Genomic DNA, 7545 nt, shown 5'->3' with positions numbered 1-7545 from the left:
GAATTACAAAATAAAGCCAAGTGGCAGAAGAGTATTACTCCATTCATATTGTCTGGCGGAAGAAGTCAGCGAATGGGGGCCAATAAATCTTTTGTAAGATTGGGGGGCCAGCCGTTAATAGAAATTGTTTTGAGAAAAGTTGTTGATATTTTTGATAAGACCCCAATTATCATTACTAATCAGTTTGCAGATTATAAGTATTTAGGTTGTGATATGGTTGGTGATATTATAAAAGATAAAGGACCATTGGGGGGCATTCACGCAGGGTTAATCAGCTCAGCCACGCCTTATATATTTGTTTTTGCCTGTGATATGCCGTTTATTGATAAAACCCTTGTTCACTATATGCTGAACCGTTTGGGACAGGAAGATATTCTTATTCCACATAACGGGGAAAGCGTAGAACCCTTGCATGCAATTTATTCGAAACAGTGCTTGCCGGCAATTGAGGCTCACTTGCAGAAAGACAGACGTTGTGTTCAGTCTTTTTTTGATGATGTAAATATTGCTTATATTGACCAAGAGGAAATGAACAGGCTGAGTTTATTGGATTGTTACTTTCTGAATGTGAACACAGTGGAAGACCTGAATAAGGCCGAGCATTATCTAAGCAGTTTAAACTTATAACTACGGGAGCTAAGCCTTTTCATTCATACATAATGAAATCCAATACAAATGTTGGATGAGAGGGCTTTTTGTTGTGCTATTATAATTTATTTTACGCAAATAGTTTCGTTTTTATCTGGTGCTGTTATTTGGGCAATATTAGGGTTGCGTAAATAACAGAACCAATAGTAAGAACCAACAAACAAGGCACCACCGACAATGTTCCCCAAAGTTACCGGCAGCAGGTTGCCTAGAAGAATGGTTTCCAGATTCAGTGTGTTTAGTTTAGCTCCTAGATGACTGGCTTCGGCTAGGGCGGGTACGTTTTTAGCCAGCAATCCTGCAGCTAAATAATACATATTGGCGACACTATGTTCAAAATTACTTGTTACAAATAGCATGATAGGAAAGAAAATACCCAACACTTTACCGGCAATGTCTTTAGCCGAGTAAGCCATCCATACCGCCAGGCACACCAGCCAGTTACACATGATACCCCTGATAAAAGCCTCATAGAATGTTAGACTTACCTTGCCTACTGCAATTTTTAGCACATAGGCACCATGAAGAGAATTATTAAATGACCATAGATTGGATGCGTACATAAAATAAGCCACAAGTAGTGAACCGACTAGATTTCCACCATACACCCAAAACCAGTTCTGTAACATCGTGGCTACGCTGACTCGCCTTTCCAGCACCCCTATTGTGATCAAGACATTTCCGGTAAACAGCTCGGCACCACAAATTATCACCATCATAAGTCCTGTGGCAAAAATAGCGCCTCCCAAAAATCGGCTTAGACCAAGAATGGGAATATCGTGTGTCGCCATAGTTGACCCTTCAGCTCCAAACCCAATGTAGGCACCAGCCAATACCCCCAATAACACCATCTTGGTTATGTCCATTTTGGACTTAATTAAACCAATTTCTAACGTGTTTTGGGTAATTTCTTTTGGGGTACAGTAGTTGCTCATAATATTCCTCCTCTATATGGTACTCTCTCAGATAGTGAGAGATAGTACTCATAAGCTATTGTAGTGGTTGAATAATTCAAACACTATTAAATAATTCTGAATGGCAAGAATATTGCGCCGAATGGATTGGGGCTATTATTGGACACACTATATTGAAATTTACCCTGGAATTTGCTCAGACACAATGACTGCCAAAACTTGACACTGTCCGTCTGAGCCAGTATAATGAAAGCAATTGTATACACTAGTAGCAATGAAGAGAAGAGTATGTTGATATGTCTGTTCAGAGAGAAGGCCCTAGGCTGTGAGGTCTTTCAGTATGAGTATTAACAGAAGGTCATCTCTAAGCTGCTGTGCTGAACTTTAGTAGGCGTAGCCGCTGTGCCACGTTACGGCATATCAAGAGTCCGGCGCAACTATGCGCTGGAAATCAAGGTGGTACCGCGGAGGCTAAGCCCTTTCGTCCTTAGGGGACGAAAGGGCTTTTTATTATGCTGCATGATATAATTCAAGGAGGATATATGGAAGAAAAACAGACAAATACAATTTCTACTGTGTACGACCCACAGGCAGTTGAAGCCAAGTGGTATAAATTTTGGGAAGAAAACCATTTATTTCATGCTGAGGTAAATAAGGATCAAACACCGTTCAGTATTGTCATTCCGCCACCAAACGTAACTGGGCAGCTCCATATGGGGCATGCTCTTGATAATACCCTGCAGGATATTCTTATCCGTTTCAAGCGCTTGCAGGGATATAATACGTTGTGGATGCCAGGTACCGATCATGCCGGTATTGCAACTCAGATCAAAGTTGAGGAAGTTCTTGCGCAAGAGGGAAAAACCCGTTACGATCTCGGACGGGAATTATTTATTGATCGAGTCTGGGAATGGAAGGCCCAATACGGCAGCCGTATAATTAATCAGCTTAAACGGTTAGGCGCTTCCTGTGATTGGGAACGTGAACGGTTTACTATGGATGAAGGCTGCTCAAATGCTGTGCGTGAGGTATTTGTTACCTTATATGAGCAGGGTCTTATCTACCAGGGCAACCGTATCACGAACTGGTGTCCCCGCTGTAATACCGCACTTAGTGATATCGAGGTTGAACACGAGGAAAAACCCGGCAATTTGTATCATGTACGTTATCCGGTGGAGGGCATTGACGGTGAGTATGTCACAGTAGCCACTACACGTCCGGAAACTATTTTGGGCGACAGTGGCGTAGCCGTACATCCGGAGGATGCTCGTTATAAGCATTTAATCGGTAAATATCTGATACTGCCAATGCTTGGGCGCCGCCTGCCCATTGTAGCCGATGATTATGTCGATCCGGCATTTGGTACAGGTGCCGTAAAGGTTACTCCTGCCCATGACCCCAACGACTTTGATATGGGTCTCAGACACAGGTTGCCTGAGATTGTAGTAATAAATCCTGATGGTACTATGGCGGCAGACACCGGCAAATATGCTGGAATGGATCGTTATGAATGCCGTAAAGCCCTGGTTAAAGACCTCAAAGACCAGGGGTATCTTGTGAAGATCGACGAACATAACCATGCTGTCGGTCATTGTCAGCGTTGCAGTACAGTTGTGGAACCACTGGTATCTAAGCAGTGGTTTGTCAAGATGGAGCCCCTCGCCAAACCAGGTATTGAAGCGGTTACTTCTGGCAGAACGCAATTTGTACCTGAGCGGTTCACTAAGATTTATACAAACTGGCTGGATAATATCCGTGATTGGTGTATCTCCCGTCAAATCTGGTGGGGGCATCGTATTCCCGCCTGGTATTGCCCCTGTGGCGAGGTTACCGTGTCCCGCGTGGATATTACTGCTTGCCCCAAGTGTGGTGGTAGGGTTGAACAAGATCCTGACGTTCTTGATACATGGTTTAGCTCGGCGCTATGGCCGTTTTCCACCATGGGCTGGCCTAAGGATACAGCGGAGCTTAAGCAGTTTTACCCGACAAGTGTCTTAGTTACCGGTTATGATATCATTTTTTTCTGGGTAGCCCGAATGATCATGATGGGGTTGAAATTTCAGGAAGACATTCCATTTGACCATGTATTTATTCATGGTCTGGTACGGGACAGCCAGGGACGCAAGATGAGTAAATCGCTAGGCAATGGTATTGATCCACTGGAAGTCATTGAAAAATATGGTGCAGATACACTGCGGTTTATGCTGATTACCGGCAATACTCCAGGCAATGATATGCGTTTTTATTGGGAACGGGTAGAGTCCAGCCGGAATTTTGCCAATAAAATCTGGAATGCTTCCCGTTTTGTGCTAATGAATCTTGAGGGCTTTGATCCGGAGCATACGCCGGAGTCACAAGCATATACAATGGCAGACCGCTGGATTTTAAGCAGGTATAACACTACTGTTGCCGATGTGACCCGTAATCTGGAGCGTTTCGAGCTAGGTGAGGCTGCCCGGATGGTATACGAATTTATCTGGGACGAATTCTGTGACTGGTACATAGAGCTTGCCAAAGGCCGTCTCTATAATAAAGCAGATGAGGAGAGCCGCAATGTGGCTCAGTATGTTCTTCATTATGTTCTAAATAATACACTTAAACTACTACATCCCTTTATGCCCTTCATTACTGAAGACATTTGGCAGAGTCTGCCACATAAAGGAATTAGCATAATGACTGCCGTTTGGCCGCTCGCAAATTCCAAACTGGAGAGCGCCCAGGATGAACAGCTAATGAGCGTTATTATGGAGACAATTAAATCAGTGCGTAATATGAGGGCTGAAGTCAATGTACATCCAGGTAAGAAGAGCGAAGTAATTTTAAAGATTACTTCGGCAGAGCTCAAAGATCAGATTGAAGCTAATATCGGCTATATCAAGACATTGGCTGCTGCTGAGCCGGTTAAAATTCTTACCACTGATGGTATTACGCCGGAAAATGCTATGACTGCTGTTGTCAGCGGTATTGAGATTTACCTGCCGCTTAAAGGTCTTATTGATATTGAGAAGGAAACAGCGCGCCTAAACAAGGAGCTTGATGGTCTGGACAAAGAAGTGTCCCGCATTGCCGGCAAGCTTAATAACCCTGGTTTTACCGCCAAAGCACCGGTTGAGGTTATTGAAAAGGAAAAAGCCAAACAAACCGAGTATTTAGAAAAACAGACAGCTATCAGAGACCGTCTGGAGTATTTAGCACGCCTGTAATGAATGTATAAATACTATCACTGATACTTAATTTATGTGGAGGTGCAGCAATATGACTTATGAACAATCATTGGCCTACCTCGAAAATCTGAGTAAGTTTGGAATTAATCTGGGAATGTCCCGTATCGAACGGCTGCTGGAACTTATGCAGCAGCCACAACGCCGCTTTAAATCCATCCATGTTACCGGCACTAATGGTAAAGGGTCAACAACAGCTATGTTGTCAGCGATTCTGACTGCCAGCGGAATAAAAACAGGCATGTATACCTCACCCCATCTGGTGGACTACCCTGAACGAATGATTGTTAATGGCCAGGAGATTACGAAAGATGAGTTTGCTCAGGCCATTGATTACACCAGCCAATTTGTGGAACAGATGCTGGCAGCAGGGTTTGAGCAACCGACAGAATTTGAGGTCATTACCGCTGCCGCCTTCTACTATTTCGCAGCCGTAGGCGTAGAATATGCTGTTATCGAAGTGGGTTTGGGTGGCTTGTTAGATTCGACCAATGTCATTGTTCCTGAAATTGCGGCCATTACCAATGTTACTCTTGAACATACCGACCGCTGCGGCTCTACCATTGCTGAGATTGCTTATCACAAAGCCGGTATAATTAAAGAAGGGGTGCCAGTGGTCACTGCTGCCAAAGGGGAGGCGCTCGATTTTATCAAGCGGACGGCAGCTGAGAAAAATGCGCTAGTCTATAGTAAAGACGAGAATTTTTCAAGCGAGTTTAAAGGTTTTAATAATGGTAAACAGCAAGTGGCTTTTGATGCTGGTGTCTTGGGTCAGTTTGAAACCGATCTTAATCTTATTGGTTGTCATCAGTTGGAAAACAGCGCAATTGCTGTTACGACTGCACTTATTCTGGGGAAAAACGACAATCGCATTACAATTAAAGCCATCCAGCAGGCACTCACAACCGTGCGCTGGCCAGGCCGGTTTGAAATAATCGCGGGTGAACCAGTTATTGTAATTGACGGCGCTCACAATCCTGATGGTGCCCGGGTACTCCGGCAGAATCTTGATCAAGTGTTTCCAGGCCGGGAAATAACCTTTGCCTTAGGTATTTTGCGCGATAAAGATGTGTCAGGAATTATCCGCGAACTTATTCGCCCAATCGATACGGTTGTTACAGTTCAGCCCTTGTCATACCGGGCGGCGACGCCTGAAGAGATTGCCCGGGAAATAGAGGCTCATCATGTGGAGGCAGCGTCTGCCATTGATAGTGGTATTGATCGGGCTAAGGAATTGGCTGGCCCTAATGGTGTTGTATGTGTAGCCGGTTCGTTATACTTAATTGGTGAGGCACGCCAGATTATCCTTAATAAGTAGACAAATTAACGGTAATTGTATATAATAAATACTGGCGCTTGGGTGAATCAAGCGCCAGTATTGTTTTGTTGCAGTAGCATATGAAAAAGCATATCATTAAAATAGGGTAATTAAGGTAGAAGTAGTAAAATCTTGAACCGTAGGTGAAACTGTGCATATTGCATATACGTGTAGGAGCCAGCCGCAATTTCGGCTTGATTATTTAATTGAACACTGCATTTTGGCTGTAGCCTTTTTTTTACCCCTGTCGCTAGATATTGCTACATTATTTTTAGGGGCAGGAACTGCATTATGGGCAGGTAAGATGGTCTTATTAAAAAAAATTCTCTTAAAACGTACACCATTTGATGAGATGATTGCCTTATTTGTTATTTTGTCGGCAGCTTCTATTGGTGTATCGCCTGACAGAGACTTTAGTTTTTACAATTATTATCATCTAATGGGACGCTATATAATAATTTACTATCTGGTTATTAATAATTTAGTTACGCTTCAACAGCTCAAAAGATTAATATGGTCAGTAATTGCTTCCGCAGTTATTGTCACTTGCTATGGCTTTTACCAGTATATCCACGGTGTGGATATATCGGCTTTTCAATGGGTAGATGGTGAGCAGTTCCCTGAACTTAAAGTCAGAATCTTCTCTACATTGCAGAACCCTAATTTATTGGCTGGCTTCTTAGTTGTGGTTATGTCCCTGGCTGTTGGAATTGGGCTGCACACAGAAAATATCCAGGGAAAAATCCTGCTTTTTGCTCTTGTAGCCGTGCTGGGCACCTGTTTGGTGCTTACATATTCACGTGGAGCCTGGCTGAGTATTGTAGCAGTGACTGCGTTATGCGGGCGTTTGTACAATCGTAAGGTGCTGTGGGTATTTTTAGTTATACCTGCCATTGCGCTCTTTTGTCACGACGGGGTGATGGAACGCTTACTGTCAATTTTTAATCCAACAGATACTTCGTCAACACTCAGGATAGCGCTTTGGGAAAGTACTATTGCGATGATCTTAGACAAGCCGCTCTTAGGTATTGGTTGGGGATCATATTGGCTGGTTTACCCGGAATACGACTTTTTTCTGAATAACCCTGCCGCTACTATTGTTCATGCTCATAATATGTATCTGCATATTGCGGCTGAAATTGGTATTCCGGGCCTCCTTGTATTCTTAGCCATTATTTATGGACATATCAAGAGAGCCATTGAGGTTTTGACTCAGACCCAAAATCAGTGGGTAGCCGGGGTGATGCTTGGCGCAGTTGCTGCAGTAATTGGATTGGCGGCAAATGGATTTACCGATTATATTATGTTTAATGTGCAAATGTCGATGCTGTTTTGGCTTTTGAATGCTGTAATTGTAGCTGTTTGGGAGGCTAGCTTCCGTTACAAATAGATTACTATTTTAAGTGAGTGGCGCTAAATTACTTGGAGCCACTCACATTATATT

At 43.4% G+C, this 7545-nt stretch carries 5 protein-coding genes and 1 other annotated feature; of the genes, 4 read left to right on the top strand and 1 reads right to left on the bottom strand.

Annotation, left to right across the window (positions count from 1 at the left end; genetic code table 11):
• On the top strand, positions 1-627 hold a 627-nt coding region (mobA, locus tag VN379_RS09325; RefSeq protein WP_325533104.1), incomplete at its 5' end, for a molybdenum cofactor guanylyltransferase.
• A gap of 86 nt (positions 628-713) precedes the next feature.
• Here mobA and VN379_RS09320 read toward each other — a convergent pair.
• Positions 714-1583: a formate/nitrite transporter family protein gene (locus tag VN379_RS09320; protein ID WP_325533102.1), complete on the bottom strand. Its 870-nt coding sequence runs from the start codon at positions 1581-1583 to the stop codon at positions 714-716.
• Between the two features lie 244 nt (positions 1584-1827).
• Positions 1828-2054: a binding site (T-box leader), on the top strand.
• Between the two features lie 50 nt (positions 2055-2104).
• Between VN379_RS09320 and VN379_RS09315 the strand changes: the two genes are divergently transcribed.
• The 3 genes from VN379_RS09315 (at position 2105) to VN379_RS09305 (ending at position 7491) form a co-directional block, all read left to right on the top strand.
• Positions 2105-4765 carry a valine--tRNA ligase gene (locus tag VN379_RS09315; RefSeq protein ID WP_325533100.1) on the top strand — a complete coding sequence of 887 codons (2661 nt, stop codon included), beginning with the start codon at positions 2105-2107 and terminating at the stop codon, positions 4763-4765.
• A 52-nt stretch (positions 4766-4817) separates the two neighbouring features.
• Positions 4818-6101 (top strand): folylpolyglutamate synthase/dihydrofolate synthase family protein, encoded by a 1284-nt coding sequence (locus VN379_RS09310; RefSeq protein ID WP_325533098.1) that lies wholly within the window; start codon positions 4818-4820, stop codon positions 6099-6101.
• A gap of 304 nt (positions 6102-6405) precedes the next feature.
• Positions 6406-7491, top strand: coding sequence for an O-antigen ligase family protein (locus VN379_RS09305; protein WP_325533096.1), 1086 nt, complete (start codon positions 6406-6408; stop codon positions 7489-7491).
• The last annotated feature ends 54 nt before the right edge of the window (positions 7492-7545 follow it).

This window comes from Sporomusa sp., from assembly GCF_035561255.1.
GTDB lineage: Bacteria > Bacillota > Negativicutes > Sporomusales > Sporomusaceae > Sporomusa.
Note: the sequence above shows the minus strand (reverse complement) of the source record. Positions and strands in the feature narration are given on the sequence as shown.